The organism is Rhodovulum imhoffii (assembly GCF_003046545.1).
Lineage (GTDB): Bacteria > Pseudomonadota > Alphaproteobacteria > Rhodobacterales > Rhodobacteraceae > Rhodovulum > Rhodovulum imhoffii.
In genome coordinates, this window is the sequence record NZ_QAAA01000002.1 from 213,066 (window position 1) to 236,119 (window position 23,054).

General features: G+C 62.0%; 26 protein-coding genes, 1 tRNA gene and 1 other RNA gene. 9 read left to right on the forward strand and 19 right to left on the reverse strand.

The window, feature by feature from the left end; translation table 11 throughout:
- Positions 1-6: 6 nt before the first annotated feature.
- Both C8N32_RS02855 and C8N32_RS02860 read left to right on the forward strand, forming a co-directional pair.
- Complete coding sequence (locus tag C8N32_RS02855) at positions 7-756, forward strand: DsbA family protein (RefSeq protein WP_107890951.1); 750 nt, start codon at positions 7-9, stop codon at positions 754-756.
- A gap of 120 nt (positions 757-876) precedes the next feature.
- Entirely contained in the window at positions 877-1,167 is a 291-nt protein-coding gene (locus C8N32_RS02860; RefSeq protein WP_107890952.1) for a hypothetical protein, read from the forward strand.
- Positions 1,168-1,221: 54 nt separating this feature from the next.
- Here the strand turns inward: C8N32_RS02860 and ispG are convergent, their stop codons facing one another.
- The 3 genes from ispG to hemA form a co-directional block, all read right to left on the reverse strand.
- A complete protein-coding gene (ispG, locus tag C8N32_RS02865) occupies positions 1,222-2,352 on the reverse strand; it encodes a flavodoxin-dependent (E)-4-hydroxy-3-methylbut-2-enyl-diphosphate synthase (RefSeq protein WP_107890953.1) in 1,131 nt (376 codons plus the stop codon).
- 79 nt (positions 2,353-2,431) lie between these two features.
- Complete coding sequence (locus C8N32_RS02870) at positions 2,432-3,583, reverse strand: helix-turn-helix domain-containing protein (RefSeq protein ID WP_242509475.1); 1,152 nt, start codon at positions 3,581-3,583, stop codon at positions 2,432-2,434.
- A gap of 115 nt (positions 3,584-3,698) precedes the next feature.
- On the reverse strand, positions 3,699-4,922 hold the full coding sequence (gene hemA / locus C8N32_RS02875) for a 5-aminolevulinate synthase (protein WP_107890954.1): 1,224 nt from the start codon (positions 4,920-4,922) through the stop codon (positions 3,699-3,701).
- Positions 4,923-5,301: 379 nt separating this feature from the next.
- Between hemA and C8N32_RS02880 the strand changes: the two genes are divergently transcribed.
- Complete coding sequence (locus tag C8N32_RS02880; RefSeq protein ID WP_107890955.1) at positions 5,302-6,675, forward strand: M20/M25/M40 family metallo-hydrolase; 1,374 nt, start codon at positions 5,302-5,304, stop codon at positions 6,673-6,675.
- A gap of 44 nt (positions 6,676-6,719) precedes the next feature.
- On the opposite strand, the gene C8N32_RS02885 is transcribed toward C8N32_RS02880, so the two are convergent.
- From C8N32_RS02885 to C8N32_RS02895, 3 genes are all read right to left on the reverse strand, one after another.
- Positions 6,720-7,046 (reverse strand): hypothetical protein, encoded by a 327-nt coding sequence (locus tag C8N32_RS02885; RefSeq protein WP_107890956.1) that lies wholly within the window; start codon positions 7,044-7,046, stop codon positions 6,720-6,722.
- A gap of 422 nt (positions 7,047-7,468) precedes the next feature.
- Positions 7,469-8,017, reverse strand: coding sequence for a DUF2726 domain-containing protein (locus C8N32_RS02890; RefSeq protein ID WP_107890957.1), 549 nt, complete (start codon positions 8,015-8,017; stop codon positions 7,469-7,471).
- Between the two features lie 119 nt (positions 8,018-8,136).
- Entirely contained in the window at positions 8,137-9,183 is a 1,047-nt protein-coding gene (locus tag C8N32_RS02895) for an RluA family pseudouridine synthase (protein ID WP_107890958.1), read from the reverse strand.
- Between C8N32_RS02895 and C8N32_RS02900 the strand changes: the two genes are divergently transcribed.
- On the forward strand, positions 9,182-9,526 hold the full coding sequence (locus C8N32_RS02900) for a DUF6476 family protein (protein WP_107890959.1): 345 nt from the start codon (positions 9,182-9,184) through the stop codon (positions 9,524-9,526). The genes C8N32_RS02895 and C8N32_RS02900 overlap by 2 nt on opposite strands.
- Here C8N32_RS02900 and C8N32_RS02905 read toward each other — a convergent pair.
- The 3 genes from C8N32_RS02905 to C8N32_RS02915 form a co-directional block, all read right to left on the reverse strand.
- A complete protein-coding gene (locus tag C8N32_RS02905; protein WP_107890960.1) occupies positions 9,474-10,085 on the reverse strand; it encodes a CDP-alcohol phosphatidyltransferase family protein in 612 nt (203 codons plus the stop codon). The two genes, C8N32_RS02900 and C8N32_RS02905, sit on opposite strands and share 53 nt — an antisense overlap.
- A 68-nt stretch (positions 10,086-10,153) precedes the next feature.
- Positions 10,154-10,230 (reverse strand) — tRNA-His (locus C8N32_RS02910).
- Positions 10,231-10,284: 54 nt separating this feature from the next.
- The gene (locus C8N32_RS02915) at positions 10,285-10,770 is read right to left on the reverse strand and encodes a GNAT family N-acetyltransferase (protein ID WP_107891017.1); all 486 of its coding nucleotides are present in this window, start codon (positions 10,768-10,770) and stop codon (positions 10,285-10,287) included.
- Positions 10,771-10,868: 98 nt separating this feature from the next.
- Here C8N32_RS02915 and C8N32_RS02920 point away from each other — a divergent pair, with 98 nt between their 5' ends.
- Complete coding sequence (locus tag C8N32_RS02920) at positions 10,869-11,069, forward strand: DUF6324 family protein (protein WP_107890961.1); 201 nt, start codon at positions 10,869-10,871, stop codon at positions 11,067-11,069.
- Here C8N32_RS02920 and C8N32_RS02925 read toward each other — a convergent pair.
- Positions 11,053-11,499 (reverse strand): MmcB family DNA repair protein, encoded by a 447-nt coding sequence (locus C8N32_RS02925; RefSeq protein WP_107891018.1) that lies wholly within the window; start codon positions 11,497-11,499, stop codon positions 11,053-11,055. The two genes, C8N32_RS02920 and C8N32_RS02925, sit on opposite strands and share 17 nt — an antisense overlap.
- 76 nt (positions 11,500-11,575) lie before the next feature.
- On the opposite strand from C8N32_RS02925, the gene ssrS reads away from it, so the two are divergent.
- Positions 11,576-11,733: non-coding RNA, 6S RNA (gene ssrS / locus C8N32_RS15530), on the forward strand.
- A gap of 30 nt (positions 11,734-11,763) precedes the next feature.
- Here the strand turns inward: ssrS and C8N32_RS02930 are convergent.
- The 5 genes from C8N32_RS02930 to C8N32_RS02950 all read right to left on the reverse strand — a co-directional run bounded on the left by C8N32_RS02930 (position 11,764) and on the right by C8N32_RS02950 (position 15,287).
- Positions 11,764-12,090, reverse strand: coding sequence for a hypothetical protein (locus C8N32_RS02930; RefSeq protein ID WP_107890962.1), 327 nt, complete (start codon positions 12,088-12,090; stop codon positions 11,764-11,766).
- Positions 12,091-12,517: 427 nt separating this feature from the next.
- Positions 12,518-12,982, reverse strand: a complete 465-nt coding sequence (gene nusB / locus C8N32_RS02935) for a transcription antitermination factor NusB (protein ID WP_107890963.1) — start codon at positions 12,980-12,982, stop codon at positions 12,518-12,520.
- A complete protein-coding gene (locus C8N32_RS02940) occupies positions 12,979-13,515 on the reverse strand; it encodes a 6,7-dimethyl-8-ribityllumazine synthase (protein WP_107890964.1) in 537 nt (178 codons plus the stop codon). The genes nusB and C8N32_RS02940 overlap by 4 nt, the downstream gene beginning before the upstream one ends.
- Positions 13,516-13,518: 3 nt before the next feature.
- On the reverse strand, positions 13,519-14,622 hold the full coding sequence (gene ribB, locus C8N32_RS02945; RefSeq protein ID WP_107890965.1) for a 3,4-dihydroxy-2-butanone-4-phosphate synthase: 1,104 nt from the start codon (positions 14,620-14,622) through the stop codon (positions 13,519-13,521).
- A 62-nt stretch (positions 14,623-14,684) separates the two neighbouring features.
- Positions 14,685-15,287 (reverse strand): riboflavin synthase, encoded by a 603-nt coding sequence (locus tag C8N32_RS02950; RefSeq protein WP_107890966.1) that lies wholly within the window; start codon positions 15,285-15,287, stop codon positions 14,685-14,687.
- 128 nt (positions 15,288-15,415) lie between these two features.
- Here C8N32_RS02950 and C8N32_RS02955 point away from each other — a divergent pair, with 128 nt between their 5' ends.
- From C8N32_RS02955 to C8N32_RS02965, 3 genes are all read left to right on the forward strand, one after another.
- Positions 15,416-16,717 (forward strand): capsule biosynthesis protein, encoded by a 1,302-nt coding sequence (locus C8N32_RS02955; RefSeq protein ID WP_107890967.1) that lies wholly within the window; start codon positions 15,416-15,418, stop codon positions 16,715-16,717.
- Positions 16,718-16,780: 63 nt separating this feature from the next.
- Positions 16,781-17,902, forward strand: a complete 1,122-nt coding sequence (locus tag C8N32_RS02960) for a polysaccharide biosynthesis/export family protein (RefSeq protein ID WP_107890968.1) — start codon at positions 16,781-16,783, stop codon at positions 17,900-17,902.
- Positions 17,903-17,909: 7 nt separating this feature from the next.
- Positions 17,910-19,940 (forward strand): capsular polysaccharide biosynthesis protein, encoded by a 2,031-nt coding sequence (locus C8N32_RS02965; RefSeq protein ID WP_107890969.1) that lies wholly within the window; start codon positions 17,910-17,912, stop codon positions 19,938-19,940.
- A 70-nt stretch (positions 19,941-20,010) separates the two neighbouring features.
- On the opposite strand, the gene ribD is transcribed toward C8N32_RS02965, so the two are convergent.
- From ribD to ubiV, 4 genes are all read right to left on the reverse strand, one after another.
- A complete protein-coding gene (gene ribD, locus C8N32_RS02970; RefSeq protein WP_280523225.1) occupies positions 20,011-21,111 on the reverse strand; it encodes a bifunctional diaminohydroxyphosphoribosylaminopyrimidine deaminase/5-amino-6-(5-phosphoribosylamino)uracil reductase RibD in 1,101 nt (366 codons plus the stop codon).
- On the reverse strand, positions 21,108-21,575 hold the full coding sequence (nrdR, locus tag C8N32_RS02975) for a transcriptional regulator NrdR (protein WP_107890971.1): 468 nt from the start codon (positions 21,573-21,575) through the stop codon (positions 21,108-21,110). Before nrdR ends, ribD begins: the two co-directional genes overlap by 4 nt.
- Positions 21,576-21,659: 84 nt before the next feature.
- On the reverse strand, positions 21,660-22,082 hold the full coding sequence (locus tag C8N32_RS02980; RefSeq protein WP_107890972.1) for a secondary thiamine-phosphate synthase enzyme YjbQ: 423 nt from the start codon (positions 22,080-22,082) through the stop codon (positions 21,660-21,662).
- A gap of 55 nt (positions 22,083-22,137) precedes the next feature.
- Positions 22,138-23,052 carry a ubiquinone anaerobic biosynthesis protein UbiV gene (gene ubiV, locus C8N32_RS02985; protein ID WP_242509473.1) on the reverse strand — a complete coding sequence of 305 codons (915 nt, stop codon included), beginning with the start codon at positions 23,050-23,052 and terminating at the stop codon, positions 22,138-22,140.
- Between the last annotated feature and the right edge of the window lie 2 nt (positions 23,053-23,054).

Here is a 23,054-nt window from a genome sequence, read left to right on the forward strand (position 1 = left end):
ATCCCGATGATCCGCCCTGCCCTGACCGCCGCCGCCTTCGGCCTTGTCCTCGCCGCCCCTGCCGGGGCCCTCGACCTGACAAACATGTCCGGTCCGGAGCGCGACGCCTTTCGGGACGAGGTGCGCGCCTATCTTCTCGATCATCCCGAAGTGCTGATGGAGGCTATCTCCGTTCTGGAACAGCGCCAGGCCGAAGCCGAAGCCGTGAGCGACGCCGAACTGATCGCCGTCAATGCCGAAGATATCTTCAACGATCCTCACTCTTTTGTCGGCGGCAATCCGCAGGGTGACGTCACGCTGGTGGAATTCACCGACTACCGCTGCCCTTACTGCCGCAAGGCCCACGAGGAAGTGAAGAAATTGCTGGAAGCTGACGGGAACGTGCGTTTCGTACTCAAGGAGTTCCCAATTCTGAGCGAGGATTCGGTGCGTGCCTCCCGTTTTGCGATCGCGACTTTGCAAACGGAAGGCAACGACGCCTACCGGAAGGTTTCCGACGCGCTGATCCATCTGCGCGGACCGGTCAACGAAAGCGCGCTGCGACAGATCGCCGAAGACGCGGGATTCGACCCCGCGCCGTCCCTTGCACGGATGGAAGCGCCGGAAATTGATGATATCATAAATGAAAACAGGGAATTGGCGCAAAGATTGCAAATTTCCGGCACCCCGACCTTCATCCTGAAATCGCAGATGATCCGTGGCTATGTGCCGCTGGCAGAGCTTCAGGAAACGGTTGCAAACGAACGCGCACAATAGGCAATCTTCCGCCAGTGACGCCTGAGCGTCACTGCCATTTGGACGCACCCCACTGGTATCGGAGGGGCAATCCGGTACCAATGTAAGGGTGCGATCAACGCGCTTGCCACAGGAGAAACCATGACTCAGGTTTTCAAAAACTATCCCGCGCTTTCCAAGCAAAGCCGCTTTTTTACCGACGTGGAAAAGGACGGCGTCGCCGCCAGCCCCACCCCGTTCTCCGACATGCTGGGTTTTGACCTGCTGTCCGACCGCAAGCCCGACATCGATCTGATGACCGACGACCCGACGCCGTTCTCCACGCGCTTCGGCTGGCCAGTGCTTTCGGACCGCAAGCCCAATGTCGAACTGATGACCGACGACCCGACACCGCTGTCGTCCCGCTTTGGATGGAACGTCCTGCGCGGCTAAACGCAAAGACGCCCCGCCGATGGCGGGGCGTCTGCTTTTTGGACAAACCCGCCTTTATTCTGCCGCTTGCGGCGTAGCAGCGGATGCCTCGATCTCCGCGGCTTTCTTCTCAACCTGTTCCACGATGTGATCGATCATCTCTTCGTTCGAGATCCGGTGGTCCTGTTTCCCGGCCAGATAGACCATCCCGTTGCCGCCCCCACCGCCGGTGAACCCGACATCGGTCATCAGCGCCTCCCCCGGACCATTCACGACACACCCGATGATCGACAGGCTCATCGGGGTCTTGATGTGTTCCAGCCGCCTTTCAAGCGTTTCAACCGTCTTGATGACATCAAACCCCTGTCGCGCGCAGGATGGGCAGGAAATGATGTTCACCCCACGGTGGCGCAGGCCGAGGGCCTTGAGGATCTCATAGCCGACTTTCACCTCTTCGACCGGATGCGCCGAAAGCGACACGCGGATCGTGTCCCCGACCCCCGCCCAGAGCAGGTTGCCCAAGCCGATGGCGGACTTGATCGTACCCGTCATCAACCCCCCGGCCTCGGTAATGCCAAGGTGCAGCGGCGCATCCGTGGCCTCGGCAATCCCCTGATAGGCGGCGGCGGCCAGAAAGACGTCCGATGCCTTCACGCTGATCTTGAACTCGTGAAAGTCGTTATCCTCGAGGATGCGAATATGTTCGAGCGCGCTTTCCACCATCGCTTCGGGGCACGGCTCACCGTATTTTTCCAGCAAGTGCTTTTCGAGACTGCCCGCGTTGACCCCGATCCGCATGGAGCAACCATGGTCGCGCGCAGCCTTGATGACCTCTTTCACGCGCCTCTCATCCCCGATATTTCCGGGATTGATCCGCAAACAGGCGGCCCCGGCTTCGGCGGCCTCGATCCCGCGCTTGTAGTGGAAATGGATATCCGCAACGATCGGAACCGGGCTTTCCGCAACGATCGTTTTCAACGCGGCAGACGAATCCGCGTCAGGAACAGAAACACGGACGATATCCGCCCCGGCCTCGGCGGCGGCCTGGACCTGTCCGATGGTCCCCTTGATATCGGTGGTCACAGTGTTGGTCATGGTCTGCACCGAGATCGGCGCATCGCCCCCGACAGGGACCGGACCAACGTGGATTTTACGGGATTTTCGGCGTTCTATATTGCGCCAGGGGCGCACGGCGTTCAGCGACATGGAAACCCTGCCTGCGGCTGGTGAAGTCGTCCCCTGAATAAAGGATTACGCCTGGAGACGCAACGCGGCACCGCCCCCGCTATTGCGACCCGGTGCCACCCTGCGCCTGCGCAACGGCAATGGCGCTGGCCAGTGCCGGATCGGCATCCGGATCCGCGAGATCATAGGCAGCAACCAGGTCCCCGGCCCCCAGGCTGACATTCTTGGCAACACGGGCACCGGGCAGTGCCGGACCGTAGGTCTTTTCTCCGACGGAAAAATAAACCGCCCCGGAATTTCCGGCGCGCAGCACAGGCGGCTGCTCCGTTTGGGGAACGACATAGCGTTCCCCCGCATCCAGGATCTTTTCAAACAGCACCGCACCGTCAGCCGCGCTCACACGTATCCAAGCCGGACGCACCGCCAGAACCGAAACCTCCGGCACCCCCCCGGCAAGGACCCGAACCTGCGACTCTTCCGGCGCTGCAACTCCCCCGCTTTCGGCAAACACCGGCGGATGAGGGTCGGCGGCCCGATCCGCAAACGCCCCGACACGGTCCGGTTTGAGCGCGGCAATGGGCCCATCGCGCGCCACCAGCACCGGGGCCTCCAGCGCCTGAGGGCGATAAAGCCGGGTCATGGCATCAGGGCTTGGGGGGGCAATGTCCGCCTGCGCGACGCCGTGTTCCGAGGTCAGAGGGTCCACCTGCACCACCACGCCGGGGGTCTGTTCCACCGGGCTGAGTTGCACACGCTGAATCTGCTTGAAAACCGACCAGCCGCCATAGGCCAGCCCGCTCAACAGCAAAATCAAAACCAGGACCGAACCGATCGCCCCCGGCTCTACCCGCGACAGGAAGCTGTCGCCCTGGGGCACGAACAGCGCATTCGGATCTGTCAGCGGATCACCCGTGGTACGGCGCTCGGTCTTGGGGGCTGAGTCGCAGGGGCGCGGCAACCCGCCTTCCTCGCAGAAACGCCGATATGTAAGGTCCGGATCCAGTCCGAGATAGCGGGCATAGGAGCGCACGTACCCGGCAATGAAGCCCGGTGTCTCAAACGCGCTGACGTCCAGGTTTTCTATCGCGGCGATATAGGCGGCCTTTATCTTCAGCTCTCGCTGAACGTCGAGCAAAGATTTGCCCAAGGTTGCGCGCTCCCCGCGCATGACATCGCCAAGACGAAAGTCATTTTCGTCAAAATCTACAACGGTGCTGTCGGACTCTGCCAACAACTCATGGTGCCCGGCCATCTAAACTGCCTTGTGCCTGCCACACTGTGTCCCCAAACGGCGGCGTGTCAGAATCACCGCCGCCTTGTGGGTTTTTTAACACAGCGCCAGAGTTTTTGCACTGGCAGAAACTTGATCAGGCCGTCATCTCGGCACGATTCAGCGCACAATGGGACCAAAGACCATCCATTGCGCGAACCAGGGCGTCCATTTGCTCCGTTGAGTGGACGGGAGACGGGGTAAAACGCAAACGCTCCGTACCGCGCGGCACGGTGGGGAAGTTGATCGGCTGTACGTAGATACCGTAACCCGACAGCAGCATATCGGAAATCTTCTTGGTATGAACCGGATCCCCCACGATCACGGGGACGATATGGCTCCCATGGTCGATGATCGGCATACCCAGCCCCTTGAAACGGGCCTTCAGGACGCGGGCGCGGTCTTGGTGGACGTCACGCACGGCGCTGTCGGTCTTGAGATGCCGAACCGAAGCCGCGGCCCCGGCGGCCACCACAGGGGGCAACGACGTGGTAAAGATAAAGCCGGGCGCATAGGACCGGACCGCATCGCACATCCTGGCCGACGCCGCGATATACCCGCCGAATACGCCATAAGCCTTCGCCAGCGTACCGTTGATGATATCGATCCGGCCCATCAGGCCGTCCCGCTCACACACGCCTCCGCCGCGGGGGCCGTACATGCCCACGGCATGCACTTCGTCGATATAGGTCAGGGCGTTGAATTCATCGGCAAGGTCGCAGATATCCTCGATCGGGCCGAAATCACCATCCATGGAATAAACGGATTCGAAGGCGATCAGGATCGGGCGCCCTTTCTCTATGCCTTCGAGAATCTCGCGCAGGTGCGCCATATCATTGTGACGGAAAATGTGCTTCTCACAGCGGCCCCGGCGAATCCCCTGGATCATCGAGGCGTGGTTGAGTTCATCCGAAACGATAACGAGATCCTTGAACAAAACCGGCAGGGTCGACAGCGTCGCGTCATTGGCCATGTAGGCGGAGTTGAAAACGAGCGCCGCTTCTTTCTGGTGCAGATCGGCCAGTTCGGCCTCAAGCTGCTTGTGATAGACCGTGGTTCCGGAGATGTTGCGCGTGCCCCCGGACCCGGCGCCGGTGGCATCCAGCACATCGTGCATCGCCTGAAGAACGACCGGATGCTGCCCCATGCCCAGATAGTCGTTCCCGCACCAGACCGTAATGTCCTGCTGCGCCCCATCGGGGCGCGACCAGACCGCCTCGGGGAAGGCGCCTTTGCGGCGCTCGATGTCGATAAAGGTGCGGTAACGCCCCTCTTCGTGAAGGCGGTTGATGGCTGCGTCCAGTCCTGCGGTATAATCCACCGGGTCTCTCCTTCGTTGTTCGGCCTCCGTGGGGCCTGATGCCTGCCGGATCTGTGACGATCCGGCCCCGCAATGCGGGTTTGCGATCTTCCGGGTCGATTCCATACGAAATCTACCCCGGTTGTCGATGCGTCGTCTCGTGCCTTCCCGGCGCTTTCAGCGCAGACGGGTATATTTCTGCGGGGGTCGTTTTCCGATCCGCTACAGGCGTTCCTATCGGAGAACATCGCGGCGGCGACATGTTCCTCCGGGGCACGCTAACGGCAGTTCCACAAGACAGACTTTGATTTCGGTCAAGTTTTGCCGCCCCCCGCCTCTGGACACCCCCCACGCGCCTGCTACCTTGCGCGCAGTTCCCAAAACCAAGGAGCCTTCGGGCATGAAACTCACCCCCGTCCTGGATCGCCTCGAGTCCGAGGAACCCGCCGCGCTGGCCCGGCTGATGGACCTTCTGCGCATCCCCTCCATCTCCACCGACCCTGCCTATGCCACGGAATGCACCCGCGCCGCCGAATGGCTGATCGCGGACCTTCTGTCCATCGGCTTTGACGCCAGCCTGCGGGAAACCCCCGGCCACCCGATGGTGGTTGCCCATCACGACGGCCCCGGCCCGCATGTGCTGTTTTACGGCCATTACGACGTGCAGCCCATCGACCCCCTGGCCCTGTGGACACGCGACCCCTTCGACCCGGTCGTCGAGGACACCGCCAAGGGTCAGGTGATCCGCGGGCGCGGTTCCAGCGATGACAAGGGGCAGGTGATGACCTTCATCGAAGCCTGCCGTGCCTGGAAGGCCGTACATGGCAGCCTGCCGCTCAAGGTGACTGTGTTTTTGGAGGGAGAGGAGGAATCCGGCTCGCCCTCGCTGATCCCGTTCATGAAAGAAAACGCGCGTGAACTCACCAGCGATATCGCCCTGATCTGCGACACCGGCCTCTTTGGCGAAGACACTCCCGCGATCATCACCATGCTGCGCGGCCTTCTGACCGAAGAACTGACTGTCACTGGCCCCTCGAAAGACCTGCATTCGGGAATGTATGGCGGGATATCGATGAATCCGATCCGGGCCCTGTCTCGGGCTCTTGCGGCCCTTCATGACGAAACGGGCCACGTCACCGTCCCCGGTTTTTACGAAGGCGTGCCGGAAATCCCCGCGGATGTCATGGCCCAATGGCAGGCCCTGGGCTTCGATCCGCAAACCTTTCTGGGCGAGGCAGGCCTTTCGGCCCCCGCCGGCGAGGCAGACCGGACACCGCTGGAGCAGCTTTGGGCGCGGCCGACTTGCGATGTGAACGGAATCTGGGGCGGATATACCGGCGAAGGGTTCAAGACGGTCCTGCCGGCGCAGGCCCATGCCAAGGTCAGCTTCCGTCTTGTCGGTCAGCAGGATCCCCTTAAAATTCGTGAAAATTTCCGTGCCTTCATCCAAAGCCACATGCCACCCGACTGCACGGTCGGTTTCAAGGGCCACGGTGCGTCACCCGCCGCACAGATGGCAACAGATCACCCCGCCTTTGAAAAAGCCCGCGTGGCGCTTTCCGACGAATGGCCGCACCCCGCCGCCTATATCGGCTGCGGCGCCTCCATCCCGATTGCGGGGTATTTCAAAACCGTCCTGGGAATGGATTCGATGCTGATCGGCTTTGGTAAGGACGACGACGCAATACATTCGCCAAACGAGAAATACGATCTTGTCAGTTTCCGCAAAGGGGCCCGAAGCTGGGCACGCATCCTCAGCGCGCTGGCGGCGTAACGGCCCTGATGGCCCGGAGGACAAAAGCTTCCGGGCCGGTCAACCTACGATCTGGCGCCCGACGGCGATGCGCACGCGATCGTCACCCTGGAAAAGACCGTCCAGCCTTCTCCCTCCCGGCGCTCCTCACGGATGATCGGCACACCGGGATCCAAGACCCGGTAAGTCGTGCAATAGCGTGCCGCTTGCCGAGGCAGCGCGGTGGACGCATCGCTGGTCTGGATGGCTTTCATCCCGGCGTCTACTTCTGCACGGGTCGGCATCCCATCCTTGCCGCTTGCACCGGAGAGCGGTGCGCGCGCGCCAACGACATAGAGTGTCTCACCCTCAAGAACCTTGGTTCCGAGCGTTTCGGCATCTTCCCTTTGCATGCTCTTTTCCGGTTGCGTGGTCGCCCCACAGGCCGCAAGCCCGCAAACCAATCCCAAAACAATCAGTCTCTCGTGACGCATGTTGCCCCCATTATCACTAAAGCCAGATTACGGTCACATACATTTCCGGCGACCGCATGTAATCACACACGTCATGAAAATGCAAAATCGGGCAAATTTACGCGAATCTTTTACAAAGATTCAATCAGAGGAATATTTTTTTGAATTTTTGGCAGTCAGAGAGTGTAATGCGCGTGAAGACTGACACCGGCTCCAATATCAATGTCGCGGGCGACGCGAACCGCCCTCAATCTCCCCTCTCATATTTGAGTATTTTTACCCCCGGCGAAGACGCAAAAGCCAAGCCGCGAAAACGCGGACCCGGATTGCGAACAGCCCCGTCGCCGCACAAGGGGCAGAGATCAGCGGTTCGTGACCCACCAGCGCACCCTGTTGCCGACTTCCTTCGCGCTCACCCCCTCATGGAACTCAAGCAACGGGATTCCCGCTCGCTTGAGCGCACGGCGTTTGACTTCATCACGCGCTTCGGCACTTCCCTGAAAATGCCCACTCCCGTGATATTCGATAACAAGTTTTGGATACCCAAATTCATCAATTACCAGAAAATCCACACGCTTGCTGTTGATTGATCGAAAAGCCAGATTCTGCTGCCCCCGTGTGCCTTTTTCGTTTGACGTGCCCAGAAAACTGCCCATCGAAACCTCTGCCAGAAGCCGATGTTTCGGAGTAATCTCCGCGAGAGTACGCTCCACCACGGAGAAAACAGCTTTATATGCCTCCGGGTTCACGGGCTTGCGCGGATAAAAATCTGCCTGATCGACAAATCTTTGTTGATTATGATGTTTGGTCACATCAAACTGTTGGAACCGTTCCTTCGCAGAACGATGTTTTCTTTTCTGGTAAAAGCCAAAAATCAGAACACCTGCCAGAAAGCCTGTCAAAAAATCCATAAACCAAATCCCGTACCTGTTTTCGAACCCGGATGGGCCTTGTCATACCAATCCGCACCGGGAATGCACGGCATGGCCCCGGCGGCCAAAGCCCCATGGCGAAGATAGTCGCGCGCGCGTCACGGGCGCGGGCGGGGGCTGGACGCGCTGCGCAAAACGTCCAGAAGCGCGGCCATATCGGCAGGCAGGGGCGCCTCAAAACGCATGTCCCGGCCCGTTTCCGGGTGGCAAAATCCCAACGTCGCCGCGTGCAGGGCCTGGCGGGGAAAGGCCTGCGCCACCGTCGCCGCCGCGCCCAACGCAGCCGCCGACAGGCGCCGCCCGCCATAGACCCGATCCCCGATCAATCCGTGCCCCGCATGGGCCATATGCACCCGGATCTGGTGAGTCCGCCCGGTCTCCAGCCAGCAGTCCAGCAACGCCGCCGCGCCGGGCTGGCCAAAGATCTCTTCGACCCGCGCGCGCGTCACGGCGTGCCGTCCGCCGGACCAGACCACCGCCTGCCGTTGGCGGTCGGTACGGTGGCGGGCCAGTTGCGTGGTGATCTTCAACACCCCGCCGGGTTCGAAACTGATCCCCCGCACCCCTCGCAGGCGCGACTCCGCCGCATCCGGCACACCATGGGCCAGTGCCTTGTAATGCCGTTCCGTCCTGTGGGCCGCAAATTGGGCCGCCAGCACGGCATGGGCCTTGTCCGTCTTCGCGACGACCAGAAGACCGCTGGTATCCTTGTCGATACGATGGACGATACCGGGCCGGCGTTCCCCGCCGATTCCGGAAAGGCTCTGCCCGCAATGCGCCAGAAGCGCATTCACCAACGTCCCCGACGGCGCCCCCGGCGCGGGATGGACCACCATACCCGCGGGCTTGTTCACCACCACCAGGGCGGTATCCTCGTACACCACGTCCAGCGGGATCGCCTCCGGCCGGGCGGCGACATCAACCGGATCGGCAAACCCGATCTCCAGCACCTCGCCCTCGGCCACACGGGCGCGCGGGTCGTCCAGCACTGCACCAGCACGCGTCACAGCCCCCTCGGCAATCAGTTTGACCAGGCGCGAGCGCGACAATCCGGCCTGCTCTGGAATATCGCGGGCGAGGGCCTTATCAAGACGTCCAGGCGGGTTCGGCCCGATGGTAACCTGAAAACGGCGAGGCGTGGACATGGACGAGGCTCCCAATACCGGGGGAATGCCCCCGAACCTGAAACTGCTGCGCTGGCTCGTCACGATGTTGATGGTGACGATGATTGCCGGGTTTGTAGTGATCGTAACGTTGTTTGTCATCCGCATGCCGGACAGAAGCGCGCCCCCCCTGCCCGCGCAAATCACCCTGCCCGAGGGCGCAACGCCCTATGCCATCACCCGCGGGCGCGACTGGCTCGCCGTCGTCACCGAAACGGACGAAATTCTGATTTTCGATTCGGCCAGCGGCACGCTGCGGCAGAAGGTTGAGATCACTCGTCAGGAAACACCCGCCGCGCCAGAACAACGCGCGAGGCAGCGGTAAAGAAACACAAACCGCCAAACCCCCAGGCCAGCGGCACAAAGCCTTCGGGCCACAGACACAATACCACAAAAAAAACAATTGTTTCAGTCCCTTCCAGCAAGCCTCCGGTAAAATAAAGCGACTTCACCCCACGCGCCTCGGTTCGCATGCTGCGTCGCTCCGCAAGAATCGCGAACCCAAGAAACGTCGCCCCGTTGAAATAAAAGCTGGTCAGCAGGGCCGCCCCCGCCGCACCGTTTGCGGCCGGATCCGCAAGCACAAAGCCCAGCGGAATCGCCCCGTAGAACAAAAAATCACAGGTGATATCGAGATACCCGCCGAAATCCGTTTTTCCGCTGGCCCGGGCGATGGCGCCATCAAGCCCATCTGCAAGACGGCTGGCCAAAAGCGGCACCAGCGCCAGCACCGGCGCCCCCAGGGCAATCAGCGCCGCCGCACTCAACCCGAGCACCAGCCCTGCAAGAGTCACCGCATCCGCCGAAACCCCGCGCATGGCCAGCGCCCGGCCCATCCGGGCCAACGGCGGGTCGATCAGTCGGCGCATCATGGCATCAAGCATGGGTCCCCCATCGGTCCATCTTGGTCAAAGGAGGCCACCGTGATGCGGAAAAATCAAGATTTCAGGAATGGTACCGCCTCCCCGGCTTGAACGGGGGACCTCTGGATCCACAATCCAGCGCTCTAACCAACTGAGCTAAGGCGGCACTGCCGCGCGATTTAGCGCCCCCCAGCCACGATTGCAAGCCCTCGATTTCACCTCAAAGCACGATCTCCCAGCTTTGCTCCACAAGCGATTGCCCAAAACTCTGAACCGGACGCTCTTCGGTAAGGACAAAGCCGTAACGCGCGTAAAGCGCACAGGCCGCGTCATGGCTGGCATAGGTGCTGACAGCCAGTCGGTAATAGCCGCAATCCCGCGCATAGGTCAAAACGCGTGCCAGCATCCGTGCCCCCAGCCCCTGTCCGCGATAGGCGGGTTCGATCAGGAACAGGCGCAGCCGGGCGACACCGGGGCGACCCTCGCGCATGCAGAATACAGACCCGATCTGACGCCCATTATGCTGGGCAATCCAGGCACGCTCGCAACTGGCATCTCGATGGGCCACGTAATCGGCCAGTACGTGACCAACCCGTTCCGAGAAACTCTCGTCGAATCCTTCTTCGGCCGCATAGAGCGCCCCGTGGCGCTTAATCAGCCAGGAAACGTCGCCGGGGCGCATATCTCGAAACTCGATGCTTTCCATTGCAAAAGCCAAAGAGCGATCCGCAACCGGCGTCAAGCCCTTGCCTGCCCGAAACCTTCGGGTTACCCCAAACCTGACTTTGAAAAGGGGACGCCGTCATGGGCATCGACAAGGAAAGCGATATTTCCGCCAGCCTGCAAATCGGGCCAACCACGCTTGGCATGGTCCGGCTCTACATCGAAGGCGACGGATTGGAACTGCCCCTCGATTTCGACCCCGAAGAAGCCGACGAGATCGCCGAGGAAATTCGCGCCGCCGCCACCCATGCCCGCGCGATGAAACCTAAAGGCGCGAAGTAGCCGGGTGCGAATCGTTCATCGCCTGAAGACGGCGGGCGGCATCGCGGGCGAACTTGCGCGTCAGGGCCTTGCGCCGCGCCGCGGCGACGGGGCGTTCGGCAGGCATGGCCAGGATCTCGGCCCCATATCCATCCGCCAGAACCAGCCCCGTGCCGGCCGGTAACAGATCCGTGGAAAATTGATCGTCGACCGCCCAAAAGAACCTGTCACACCATTCCAGATAGCCGCACCACTTGCGATCCGCCTTGAAATCCGCCCGGCAGGACTTGCACTCCACCACCCAAAGCTCTCCTCTGGGGCCAAGTGCCATGACATCCACGCGCAGTCCGCGCGTTGGGGAAAACTCCTGCATGCAGGCAAAGTCCAGTGAGGAAAGGTACCGGCAGACGCCGCGGGCCAGAAGGCGCCCGGAAGAGGAAGGCTCGGTCATGAAGGAAATATGAACAAAGAGGAAACACACGGCAAGTCTTGCCCTTTTCCTTTCGACGCCCTATCTGCGGCTTAGGCGGGTTCTGCCCCTCTCGTCACGAGGTCAAATTCCGGTGGCCTTAAGCAAATCCGAGGGAGCCGGCTCTGTCCGGGCCGTGGCCCGGTTACCTGGCGCCCACCTGTTCGTACAGGTCCTCGGGAATTCGTTGCCTCAACGGTTGCTGGTGGTCCCGCCGCATCGAAAACCGACCAAAGACCGCCGGAATCAGCGAAGGCGCTGGTGTTGCCGGGGTTCCTGAACCGGAACCGTCAGAAGAACAGGGGCGTTCACTGGCTGCGGCTGACGTTTTCCACCGCTTCCCCTGTCGTCTTCCTCGGTCATCCGCATGATCGAAATACCGAACTGCACACCCGCGAATACGATGCCGTTGAAAACAAACAGCATCACGACAGCGACCCATCCAAGCGATACATGTGTCACAAGGTGCCAGAGGTTGGCCACGTTGAACGACAAGAGCATCGCGACAAATACAGCCGACAGGACAAAGCCGATCAGAGTCTGACGAATATAAAGACGGACGAGTTGGGGCATGGAGTCCTCCGTTTCCAAGTCAAAGATATTTGAATGATTCCAGATTCCAAGGGGAAAACACATTCCCTCGGAAAATTACAGGCCTCCCCGGCGGATCGCAGGTCAGACTGTCCGGGTCCGGCAAATCCGGAAAAAGGTCGTCATGCCGAGGCCTTATGCCTTTTATCTGCGCCGGGGGGATCCGCCCAGCCCGGCTTTCGTCAAGGCGCTTACCCTTCCGGAACTGAGCGCCCTGCCCTATCGCCGGCGAACGCCGCCCGGCACAAGATCCCCAAGGGCAAGCTGCCGACGCTGTGCAACGGCGCAAAATGGATTGCCGATTCGTATTTTTTAGGGAAATCCCTCAAATCCGCACAGACCCTGACGCAGGCACGGTCTTTCCCGCGGCCCAACTGTCCGGGCGGCGACGCGGCGCGTGCGGGGTGCCTTAAAACGCCTCCGGTTTGGCCTCCCGTGCCATGTGATCAAGCACGGCGTTAACGAATGCCGGCTCCCTCCCTTCGGGGAAAAACGCCTTTGCGATGTCAACGTACTCCGTGATGACCACCTTTGGCGGCGCCCCCGCGGCAACCAGCTCCGCCCCTGCGGCACGGAAAAGCGCCCGCAGGGTCGGGTCGATCCGAGCAATGGGCCATTTGGCCACCAGCGCGCGATCGGTCATCTGGTCGATCCTTGCCTGCCAGTTCACGGCCTCATCCAAAACCATGCGAAAATGATTCACGTCGCCCTCGACCAGATCCTGGCCGTCTTCGTAACCAAGACCAAAGCGCCAAGTTTCGAATTCCGCGCGCACGGCATCAACGGTCTGGCCGGACTGTTCCATCTGGAACAGCGCCTGCACCGCATAAAGACGCGCGGCGGAACGCATCTGGCGTTTATCGGCTTTGCTCATCGGCGCGCATCCTCGGCAATCTGGAAGCTTCCCGCAGGCCTGAAACCCACGCCCTTGGTCTCCCCTCCCCATTTGCGGGCAAGCGCGATCAGGTGCAACGCCGCCGCCGCCGCACCGCCGCCTTTGTCCATGTCGGCGGGGTCGGCACGCCGCTCGGCCTGATCGCGATTCTCCACGGTCAGGATACCGTTGCCGATCAGGGCCCCCTGAAGGCCCAGAAGCGTCAGCCCACGCGAGCTGTCGTTGCACACGGTTTCGTAATGGGTGGTCTCACCGCGAATAACACAGCCCAGCGCGACGAACCCGTCATAATTCGACATCCGATGCGCCAGCCCGATGGCGGTGGGCAGTTCCAGCGCGCCGGGCACCTCGATCACGTCGCAGGCTGCGCCGACCTGCTCCAGCGTGGCGCGCGCGCCCGCCAGCAGCATGTTGGCGATGTCGCGATAGAACGGCGCGACAGCAATCAGAAGCCTCACCGGCTTATCGAATTGCGGCAGCGGCAGGGCGGTATGTGGGTCGGTTTCGGCCATGGCTCAGCCTTTCGGATCAATCTTGTGGGTCCCCTCGAAGGAAAGCCCGTAGGCCTCAAGCCCGATCACCTTGGGCAGGGGCGAATTACTCAGCAGAACAAGCTTGTGCAGGCCAAGCGCGGCGAGAATTTGCGCGCCCAGCCCATATTGGCGCAGGGTCTGGGGCGATGCCTCCCCGGAAGTGAGCTTCATCCTCGTATCGCGCAGCAGGACGACGGCGCCGCGTCCTTCGGCGGCGATGATCTCCATCGCGCGGCGCAACTCCCCCGCCGGGGCAGGACCAAGCCCCAAAACGTCCTGCAAAGGGTCGAGGGCGTGCATCCGCACCAAAACCGGCTCCGGGGTGGAAATATCTCCCCTGGTCAGAACGACATGTTCGGCGCCCTGGGTTTCATCGACAAAGATTCGCATCATCCAGTCGCCCCCGAAGGCGGATGTCACCGGGCGCACCACGCTTTCCTTGACAAGGTTGTCGTAGCGGCGGCGATAAGCGATCAGGTCGGAGATGGTCCCGATCTTCAGACCATGCAACTGGGCAAAGCTGACAAGATCCGGCAGGCGGGCCATGGTGCCATCCTCGTTCATGATCTCGCAGATTACCCCCGAGGGGTTCAGCCCCGCCAGCCGGGCGACATCCACCGCAGCCTCGGTGTGGCCGGCACGAACCAGGACGCCGCCATCGCGCGCGCGCAGTGGAAAGATATGGCCCGGCGTGGCGATGTCGGCGGCGCATTTGGAACTGTCTATTGCCACGGCCACGGTGCGCGCCCGGTCATGGGCGGATATTCCCGTGGTCACGCCCTCGCGCGCTTCGATGGAAATGGTAAAGGCGGTTTCATGCCGGCTGGAGTTCTGGGATGCCATCAGCGGCAGGCCCAGCGCATCGATCCGCTCCCCCGGCAGCGACAGGCAGATCAGCCCGCGCCCGTGGGTGGCCATGAAGTTGATTGCCTCCGGCGTGGCCATCTGGGCGGGAATGACAAGATCCCCCTCGTTCTCCCGGTCCTCGTGATCGACAAGAATAAACATGCGCCCGTTGCGCGCATCCTCGATGATTTCCTCGATCTGGGAAATCGCGTCCTGGTAGCTTTCGTTATGGTCTTCCATGAGCTCCGCCTTGTCAGAGTTCGCCTCTTACCCCGCAGGGGCACGGATGGGAAGCGTCCGTTTCAGGGCGTATCCCCTTGTGCAAGACGGGCGACATAGCGGGCCAGCGTATCGATCTCGAGGTTCACACTGTCACCCACACCGGCCTGCCCCCAGGTCGTGACCTGCCGGGTATGGGGAATGAGGTTGACGCCGAACTCCGCCCCCGCGACCTCGTTCACCGTCAGCGATGTGCCGTTGAGCGCCACCGATCCCTTCGGCGCAATGAACCGCGCAAGCGCATCCGGCGCACGGAAGGTCAGGCGCGTGCTGTCCCCCTCCTCGCGCAGCGCGATGATTTGCGCCACGCCGTCCACATGCCCCGAGACAATATGCCCGCCCAGTTCATCGCCCACCTTCAACGCCCGTTCAAGGTTGATCCGCGCGCCCTCGGTCCAGCCGCCGATATTGGTTTTTGAAACCGTCTCCGCCGAGATCGTCACCTCGAACCAGCCGTCCGCGTCCCCGCCACGGTCGGTAACCGTCAGGCAGACGCCGTTACAGGCGATCGAGGCGCCGATGTCGATGCTGGCAGGGGCATATGCCGTGGCGATCCGTGCGGTCAGATCCCCGCCCTTCATCAGGGTGCGGACTGTACCGATATCGGTGATGATGCCTGTGAACATGGGCGGGCTCCTTTCCCGACCTGACCTAGCCGTTGCCCCGTGTCAGGGCAAGTGGTGCAAAGTGGATGACATCGGGCCCGCTTTAGGTCATTGTGAAACATTGCTGCGCATCATCACATCCGGGTTTCATGGCCAAACGCAGTTTCCTGTTCCTTCAGGGTCCCCACGGGCCGTTTTTCGACCGCCTCGGGCAACAGTTGCGGGCTGCGGGCGCGGGCGTGTGGCGTGTCGGCTTCAATCGCGGGGACCGCGCCTTCTGGTCCGACGCGGGCAGTTATATCCCCTTCACCGCCCCCCAGGCGGACTGGCCCGAGACATTCCGCAAGCTGATCGGCGAACGGAGCGTGAGCGACCTTGTCCTTTACGGGGACACCCGCCCGGTTCATGCCGAGGCCGTCCGGATTGCACGCCAATACGGGCTGCGCATCCACGTGTTCGAGGAAGGATACCTGCGCCCCTACTGGGTCACCTATGAACGCGGCGGCAGCAACGGCCATTCCCGGCTGATCGAAACCCCGATCTCCAGGATGCGCGCGATGCTCGGCGATACCACGGCACAGGCACCGGATCCGGACCCGCGTTGGGGCGATCTTCGCGCCCATGTCTTCTACGGTGCGCTCTATCACTGGTACGTGATGCTCCTGAATGGCGGGTACCCGCATTTCCGCCCGCATCGAAGCCTGAACGTGCGTCAGGAATTCCAGCTGTATCTGCAAAGGCTGCTTCTTCTGCCCCTGCACGCGACAGAGCGGATTCTGGCCACACGGCGCATAGATCGCGGCGGCTTTCCCTACCATCTTGTGCTGTTGCAACTGGAACACGATTCCAGCTTTCAGCATCACGGACCGTTCCGCACCATGACCGATTTTCTCGAGTGCTGCCTGAAAGGCTTTGCCGAAGGGGCGCCTCCCCATCATCACCTCGTGTTCAAGGCCCACCCTCTGGACGATGGCCGCGCCCCGATCCGCAGCGACCTTCGGCGGCTTGCAAAGGCCTACGGCCTGTCGAACCGGGTGCATTTCGTGCGGGGCGGCAAGCTGGCGCAACTGTTGGGCCCGGCGCGCAGTGCCATCACCGTCAATTCCACCGCGGGGCAGCAGGTCTTGTGGCGCGGAATTCCCCTGCGAACCTTCGGCGCGGCGGTCTACGCAAAACCGGAACTCGTATCGTCCCAGCCGCTGCCCGCTTTTTTCGCCAAACCGGACGCCCCCGACAGAAAGGCCTATGCCACGTTCCGCCGCTACCTTCTGGACACTTCCCAAGTGCCGGGAAGCTTCTATTCCCGCGCGGGGCGGACACAACTGCTGCGCCGTGCCGCAGACATGATGCTGTGCACACGCGACCCCTACGACACCCTGAACGCGGCAAGCGGGCAACAGATCGTTGATCTCTCGACCCGAAAGCGCAACATGCAGACTGGTTTCCATTAAGTTTTTCCGCTAGCGTTCTCAAAAAACACGGGGCACCGCAAAACGAGGGTGAGATTGCAAGCCATGAAAAACAGGAAATTTCGGGCATTAATTCTTGTAGCAGCGGTTTCGGCGGTCGGCGCGTGCGGCCTGCCCCGGTCAGGCCCCAGCAAGGGGGAATTGCTGAGCGGCTCCATAGAGAAATACGGCGACACCTTCGTTGTGGCGGTCGACAACCGGATTAACGAAATCACCGATTACACCCCATCCTTCGGTTTCCCCAAGTCGTTCCGTTCCGCAGGCCAGATTCGGCCCGACACGATCAGCCCCGGTGACGTTCTGGCCCTGACCATCTACGAAAACGTCGATGACGGGCTTCTGGCCGGCCAGGGGGGCAAGCAAAGCCAGTTAACCCAGTTGCAGGTCGATGGGGCGGGCTACATCTTCATCCCCTATGCCGGGCGCATTCTGGCCGCAGGCAATACCCCGGAGCGGTTGCGCCAGATCATCACCGAAAAACTGAGCGCCCAGACACCTGACCCCCAGGTTGTCGTGACACGTCTCGCCGGGCAAGGAACGACCGTGTCGATCGTCGGGAATGCCGGGGCGCAGGGGGTGTACACGATCGAACAATCCTCTCGCCGGATCAGTGGCATGCTTGCCGCCGCCGGCGGCGTGACCGTGGACCCGAAGGTTGCCCAGGTCACGGTGATCCGGGGCAACACCCGTGGCAAGGCGTGGCTTCAGGACATCTTCGAGACCCCCTCCCAGGATATTGCCCTGCGCGGTGGAGATCGCATCCTGATCGAAGAGGATGAGCGCGCCTTCACTGCGGTCGGCGCGACCGGCGGTCAGGCCCGCGTTCCTTTCGAACAGCCCCGCATTACGGCCCTTGAGGCCATCTCCAAGGTCGGGGGCCTCAACTCCAGCCTGGCCGACCCGAAAGGCGTGTTCATTCTGCGCGACGAAACGAGCAGCATAGCCCGCAAGGTGCTTCAGCGCGATGATATCCCCAACGATCAGCGCATGATCTACGTCATGGACCTGACAGAGCCCAACGGCCTGTTCATGGCCCGTGATTTCCAGATCCGGGACGGCGATACCGTTTACGTGAGCGAAGCCCCCTTTGTGCAACTTCAGAAAACGCTTGCGGCCATTACCGGGACGGCGAGTTCGGTCAACTCGCTTAACAACATCGCCAACTGACGCCTGCATGGGCCTTGTTGCCGCGAGACCCGAACCCGTCGGGGAAAAGCCCCCCCGGCGGGTTCATGTTTTCAACACCGGTTTCCTGACCGGGCGTCGGGTTCGCCGTATCCTGCAATTGTCGGGCTATTCCCCCTCTCTTGGCCTGCCGGGCAAGGATGGGGTGGTCGCTGTCTGGGGGCAGTCTCCTTACGCCTTTCGGGGGGAATGGATCGCGCGGCAGACCGGGGCGGGCCTGATGCGGGTGGAAGACGCCTTCCTGCGCTCGGTCCTGCCTGGGCGGCTGGGAGGGGAACCGCCGCTGGGGCTGCTTTTGGATGAAACCGGCGTACATTTCGATGGCCGCTCCCCGTCCGACCTTGAAACCCTGCTCCTCACGCATCCGCTGGAGGACCCCGACCTGCTGGCCCGGGCCAGCGCCGCAATGGCCCGCATACGGCGCGCACAGCTGAGCAAATACACCGGCTTCGACCCAAAGACCGCTCCGCCGGAGCCCGGATACGTGCTGGTGGTGGATCAAACGGCGGGGGATGCCTCGGTCCGGGCGGCGGGGGCGGATGCTAGGACCTTCCGGACCATACTGGCACGCGCGCGCCAGGATCATCCTGGAAATCGTCTGGTTCTCAAACCCCACCCCGAGACCAGTGGCGGCGCGAGAAAGGGGCATTTTGGCGCCCTTCTCCCCGCTGGCGTGGAAATCTGCGATCGCCCGGTTTCGCCCTGGCGGCTTCTCGAGGGGGCGACGGCGGTCTACACGCTGTCTTCACAGCTTGGCTTCGAGGCGATTCTTGCCGGACACCGCCCCCATGTCTTCGGGCAGCCATTCTACGCGGGCTGGGGGCTGAGCCACGATCATGCCCCTCTGCCCCGGCGCGGGCGTCAACTGCGGACCGAACAGCTTTTTGCCGCCGCGATGATTCTCGCCCCCAAATGGTATGATCCCTACCGGGACCGCCTGTGCCCGCTGGAAGATGCTCTGGATACGCTGGAGGCAGAAACCCGCGCCTGGCGCGACGACCACAAGGGATGGATTGCCGGAAACATGCGGCTTTGGAAACGTCCGACGATCCAGGCCTTTTTCGGGAGCACCCGCCCGGTGAAATTTACCCCGGACGCCGCCTCTGCCACCGCACAGGCCGCTGCCGACGGCCGTCGGGCCATGGCATGGGGGGCTGCCCCCGGCGTTGTGCGCATTGAGGACGGCTTCCTGCGGTCACGCGGGTTGGGGGCAGAGTTGACCCCGGCGCTGTCGCTGGTGGCGGATGATCTCGGGATTTACTATGACCCGTCTCGGGAAAGCCGGCTGGACCGTCTCATACACGCCGCATGTGATCTTCCCCCCGACGCCCGCGCCCGCTCGGAGCGGCTGATCGTACGGATGACAGAGGCGGGGTTGAGCAAGTATAACCTGCCGGGAGCTGCTGTCCCCCCCTTGCCCGACGGACACCGTATCCTCGTCCCCGGACAGGTGGAAGACGATGCCTCCATCCGGCTGGGCTGCCCGGCAGAGCAACGAAATATCGAGCTTCTGGCGCGCTGTCGCGCCGAAAACCCCGATGCCGTGATCCTTTACAAACCCCATCCGGATGTAGAGGCAGGGCTGCGCCCCGGCGCCATCGCAAACAGCGAAGCCCACACCCACGCAGACATGGTACTGCCCCGCACCGCGCTTTCAGAGGTGTTGCAACAGGTAGACGAGGTTTGGACGCTGACTTCGGCGCTGGGGTTCGAGGCCCTTCTGCGCCGCATACCGGTTACCTGCCTTGGCATACCGTTTTACGCAGGATGGGGACTGACACGCGACCTTGGCCCCGTACCCGCGCACCGGAAGGCCCGGCCCGATCTTGCCGCGCTTGTTCATGCGGCATTGATTGATTACCCCCGCTACCGCGACCCGGTCACGGGCCGCCCCTGCCCCGTCGAAGTCGTGGCGGAGCGTCTGGCGCTTGGGCGGCAGACGCCACGCGGAAGGACATTGCACCTGTTGGCAAAAATACAAGGTGCCTTGGCAAGCCATGCCTTCTTGTGGCGACGATAACGCATCTGGTCACGCTTTTTGCCTCCGGCGGGGATATTTGACCAAAGCAAACCCTGGCCGGATATTTACCTCAATCGCGTGTCCAGACATGCAGGATGTCCGGGCCAAGGGCGTGGACATCGACAAGGCGGAAGCGGGGAGCCTTGCACAGCGATGTAACCCCCATAGCGCCAAGGCTCGGATGGCCCTCTGCGCCAAACACCACCCCCGCCGTAAAACCGACCAGGTCATCGACCAGACCTGCGGACAAAAGCGCCGCGGCAAACACGCCGCCGCCTTCACAAAACACCCGTGTCAGTCCCGCCTGCCCAAGCGTCTGCAAAATCTCTGCCGGGTCCAGTTGCCCATCCCCACCCGTCGCGACAGGCAAGAGACGCGCCCCCCGTTCTCTCCAGAACTCACAGGCCGCACCAGGGGCTGAGGATCCATGACACAGCCAGAGCGGTGCGCTGTCCAGACTCCCGGCAAGATGTCCTTCGGCGGGCAAATCCAGCCGTCGGGCACAAATCACCCGCACCGGTTGGTGCCTGATTCCCAAACCGCGCACTGTCAGCAACGGGTCGTCTGCCCGTGCAGTACCGCCCCCTACCATCACTGCGTCGTGGCGGGCACGCAAGGCATGAACCATCTTGCGGGCCTCGGGGGCGGTAACCCACCGGCTTTCGCCCGAGGCTGTTGCAATACGTCCGTCAAACGAAGCAGCGAGCTTCAAGGTCACCGCTGGACGCCCTGCCGTCCGGCTGAGCAAAAATCCCCGATGCGCGGCCCGGGCCTCTGCCTCCAGAACGCCGGTCGTGACCGCAATCCCTGCGGCGCGCAGCATTGCGTGACCCGCATCACAGACCCGGGGGTCCGGGTCTGTCAGGGCCGTGACGACCCGCACAATACCAGCCGCAATCAGAGCCTCGGCACAGGGCGGGGTCTTGCCGTGGTGGGCGCAAGGTTCAAGGCTGATATAGGCTGTCGCGCCGCAGGCGGCCCCACCTGCCTGTTCAAGCGCCACAACCTCGGCATGGGGGCGGCCACCCGGCCCGGTCCAGCCACGGCCCAGTATGCGCCCGTCCTTGACAATCACGCAACCCACGGACGGATTGGGCCAGGTGCGCCCCTGCCCGCGCGCCCCGAGAGACAGTGCCAGCGCCATGAAGCGGGTGTCTTGCGGCTGGCTCACTTCTCGGTCTTGGGGACGGGACGCAATTCGCTGACGAACTTGTCGAAATCGCCGGCTTCCTGAAAGTTCTTGTATACGCTGGCAAAGCGCACATAGGCGACCGTATCGATCCGGGCCAGCGCCTCCATCACGATCTCACCGATCATATTGCTCGGAATGTCCGTATCCCCGGTGCTTTCCAGACGCCGCACAATGCCGGAAATCATCTGGTCCACGCGCTCCGGATCGACCGGGCGTTTCTGCATGGCGATGCGGATCGAACGTTCGAGCTTGTCACGGTCGAAGTCCTCGCGCCGCCCGTTCGACTTGATCACCACGAGGTCACGCAACTGCACCCGTTCATAGGTTGTAAAGCGTCCGCTGCAGGCCGGGCAGAACCGACGTCGCCGGATGGCGACATGATCTTCCGCCGGGCGCGAATCCTTCACCTGCGTGTCGGTATTTCCACAAAAGGGGCAGCGCATTGCTTGTTCCTCGGGCCGGCGATATGTTTATCCACAGGCACTATAGGCGAGCCTCTAGGATTTGGGTAGTAGGCAATTGCATCTCTATATCTGGTGCAGACACAAATGCCCGGCAACCTGCCGCTGATGGGCCGCATAGCGGTGTTCAAACAGGTAGATGCCTTGCCATGTTCCCAGAACCGGGCACCCCCCGGAAACCGGAATCGACAGCGAAACCGGCAAAAGGGCCGCCTTGATATGGGCCGGCATGTCGTCGGGACCTTCCAGCGTATGCCGCAGGTAAGACATTTCCGGTGCATCGGCAGGCGGCACGAGACGCGTGAGGAAGGCGTCAAGATCCCGGCGCACGTCTGGATCGGCATTTTCCTGGACAATCAGCGAGCAGGAGGTGTGGCGCACGAAAAGCGTCAGTACTCCATCGCCGTGGCCAGAGGTCCAGCGGCGGATCTCCCCGGTGAACTCGTATAGGCCGGGGCCGCGGGTGGGAATGGTAAAGACGGTTTGCATGGCTCTCACGGAAATAGGGCGCCGAAGCGCCCCATTGAAATAACACAGCGCCGGGTCAGGCGGAAATGGGCTCATTCACCCAGGCATCGCCCGCCTGGCCCCGGTAAAACCCGTTGGCAAAGGGCGCATCGATGCCTAGTTCACGCAGCCTGGCCTCCCCTTCCTCCACCGTTACACGGCCATGCAGGACATCGTCGAACATCTTCGTCACCGCGACCATGTCACAGGTATGCGGCGTAACGCGGAAATGGGTAACGCCGATGGATTTCATGTCTTCCATGTCCGCCATCAGGTCGAGATAGCGGTAACTGAGCGTCTGGATCCCGTTGATTGCAAGGAACGGTTCGTCATCCATGGTCGAGAGGGTCATCCCATCCAGATCCTCTTCGCAGACGAACTGGCAATTGTCCTTGGTCCGTTCATGGGCACGTGCATGGTAACAGCGCGCAGACAGAGCCAGGGACGCCCGGCCAAAGACCTGCACCTCCAGCCCGACGCCAAGCGTCTTTGCGCGGCTGCCGAGATTCACGATGGCAGCGCGTGGCAGTTCGGGCAAAAGGCTGAAATGAGTGGCCCCTTGCCCGGCCAGATAAGCCATGGTTTCTTCGTTGTAGACGTTCAGAAGGCCTCCAATGCGGTGCGGCTTGTTCTTGAGATAAAGCAGGGCGGCTGTGTTGTTTACCTCAAGATCGCGCCCCTCCTGCTCCGCCCACTCGCGCAGCAGGTTGCGTTCCCGTTTTATGACGACCTCCGAAAGCGAGCAGAACACCACGTTCTTACCCGCGCGCTCCAGCCGGTCCGCCACCGCGTCGAGATGCTTTTCGAAAAAGGGCGTCCGCTTGGAGCAGATGACCTCCCCCAGATAGACGGTGCCTACCGGGCTTTCGTCCGCGATACGGTTGTAGAAATCGAGTTTCATCTCAGTCGGCCAGTGGAACAGATTGGGGCCGAGCGTCAGTTCTGCAGACATGT

What these genes read in the sequence shown, in the direction of transcription:
- C8N32_RS02855 (WP_107890951.1), top strand. Translation starts at nt 7, where the DNA reads ATGATCCGCCCTGCCCTGACCGCCGCCGCCTTCGGCCTTGTCCTCGCC.
- C8N32_RS02860 (WP_107890952.1), top strand. Translation starts at nt 877, where the DNA reads ATGACTCAGGTTTTCAAAAACTATCCCGCGCTTTCCAAGCAAAGCCGC.
- ispG (WP_107890953.1), bottom strand. Translation starts at nt 2,352, where the DNA reads ATGTCGCTGAACGCCGTGCGCCCCTGGCGCAATATAGAACGCCGAAAA.
- C8N32_RS02870 (WP_242509475.1), bottom strand. Translation starts at nt 3,583, where the DNA reads ATGGCCGGGCACCATGAGTTGTTGGCAGAGTCCGACAGCACCGTTGTA.
- C8N32_RS02880 (WP_107890955.1), top strand. Translation starts at nt 5,302, where the DNA reads ATGAAACTCACCCCCGTCCTGGATCGCCTCGAGTCCGAGGAACCCGCC.
- C8N32_RS02885 (WP_107890956.1), bottom strand. Translation starts at nt 7,046, where the DNA reads ATGCAAAGGGAAGATGCCGAAACGCTCGGAACCAAGGTTCTTGAGGGT.
- C8N32_RS02890 (WP_107890957.1), bottom strand. Translation starts at nt 8,017, where the DNA reads ATGGATTTTTTGACAGGCTTTCTGGCAGGTGTTCTGATTTTTGGCTTT.
- C8N32_RS02900 (WP_107890959.1), top strand. Translation starts at nt 9,182, where the DNA reads ATGGACGAGGCTCCCAATACCGGGGGAATGCCCCCGAACCTGAAACTG.
- C8N32_RS02895 (WP_107890958.1), bottom strand. Translation starts at nt 9,183, where the DNA reads ATGTCCACGCCTCGCCGTTTTCAGGTTACCATCGGGCCGAACCCGCCT.
- C8N32_RS02905 (WP_107890960.1), bottom strand. Translation starts at nt 10,085, where the DNA reads ATGCTTGATGCCATGATGCGCCGACTGATCGACCCGCCGTTGGCCCGG.
- C8N32_RS02915 (WP_107891017.1), bottom strand. Translation starts at nt 10,770, where the DNA reads ATGGAAAGCATCGAGTTTCGAGATATGCGCCCCGGCGACGTTTCCTGG.
- C8N32_RS02920 (WP_107890961.1), top strand. Translation starts at nt 10,869, where the DNA reads ATGGGCATCGACAAGGAAAGCGATATTTCCGCCAGCCTGCAAATCGGG.
- C8N32_RS02925 (WP_107891018.1), bottom strand. Translation starts at nt 11,499, where the DNA reads ATGACCGAGCCTTCCTCTTCCGGGCGCCTTCTGGCCCGCGGCGTCTGC.
- C8N32_RS02930 (WP_107890962.1), bottom strand. Translation starts at nt 12,090, where the DNA reads ATGCCCCAACTCGTCCGTCTTTATATTCGTCAGACTCTGATCGGCTTT.
- nusB (WP_107890963.1), bottom strand. Translation starts at nt 12,982, where the DNA reads ATGAGCAAAGCCGATAAACGCCAGATGCGTTCCGCCGCGCGTCTTTAT.
- C8N32_RS02940 (WP_107890964.1), bottom strand. Translation starts at nt 13,515, where the DNA reads ATGGCCGAAACCGACCCACATACCGCCCTGCCGCTGCCGCAATTCGAT.
- ribB (WP_107890965.1), bottom strand. Translation starts at nt 14,622, where the DNA reads ATGGAAGACCATAACGAAAGCTACCAGGACGCGATTTCCCAGATCGAG.
- C8N32_RS02950 (WP_107890966.1), bottom strand. Translation starts at nt 15,287, where the DNA reads ATGTTCACAGGCATCATCACCGATATCGGTACAGTCCGCACCCTGATG.
- C8N32_RS02955 (WP_107890967.1), top strand. Translation starts at nt 15,416, where the DNA reads ATGGCCAAACGCAGTTTCCTGTTCCTTCAGGGTCCCCACGGGCCGTTT.
- C8N32_RS02960 (WP_107890968.1), top strand. Translation starts at nt 16,781, where the DNA reads ATGAAAAACAGGAAATTTCGGGCATTAATTCTTGTAGCAGCGGTTTCG.
- C8N32_RS02965 (WP_107890969.1), top strand. Translation starts at nt 17,910, where the DNA reads ATGGGCCTTGTTGCCGCGAGACCCGAACCCGTCGGGGAAAAGCCCCCC.
- nrdR (WP_107890971.1), bottom strand. Translation starts at nt 21,575, where the DNA reads ATGCGCTGCCCCTTTTGTGGAAATACCGACACGCAGGTGAAGGATTCG.
- C8N32_RS02980 (WP_107890972.1), bottom strand. Translation starts at nt 22,082, where the DNA reads ATGCAAACCGTCTTTACCATTCCCACCCGCGGCCCCGGCCTATACGAG.
- ubiV (WP_242509473.1), bottom strand. Translation starts at nt 23,052, where the DNA reads ATGTCTGCAGAACTGACGCTCGGCCCCAATCTGTTCCACTGGCCGACT.